This is a genomic window from Enterococcus sp. GC34, from assembly GCF_040886645.1.
Lineage (GTDB): Bacteria > Bacillota > Bacilli > Lactobacillales > Enterococcaceae > Enterococcus > Enterococcus faecalis.
Genome location: NZ_JBFOEF010000038.1, coordinates 1 through 282 on the forward strand (window position 1 = coordinate 1; position 282 = coordinate 282).

Below are 282 nucleotides of genomic sequence, written 5' to 3' on the forward strand. Positions count from 1 at the left end.
ACCGTTGAGAATGTTGCGCAAAAAGGTAGCTTAGCAATAATCAAAGTAGACAAAGATTCAAGAAAACGTTTAGCAGGTGCAGAATTTAAATGGCGTGATACGGTGACAGGAAAAGAAGGAACTGTTGTAGCTGACAAAAATGGTCAAGCGTTGATAACAGATTTACCAGTCAATCGTGTATACGAAATTACGGAAATAAAAGCACCAAATGGATATATCTTGAATAACAAGACTTACCGAATTATCCTAACGACTAATTTTGCTGATAAGATTGGTTACTAT

General features: G+C 35.8%; 1 protein-coding gene. It reads left to right on the forward strand.

Annotated elements, in window-relative coordinates; translation table 11 throughout:
• Positions 1–282, forward strand: a 282-nt coding sequence (locus AB3I72_RS13845; protein ID WP_368024009.1) for a prealbumin-like fold domain-containing protein, incomplete at both ends; no start/stop codon positions are given.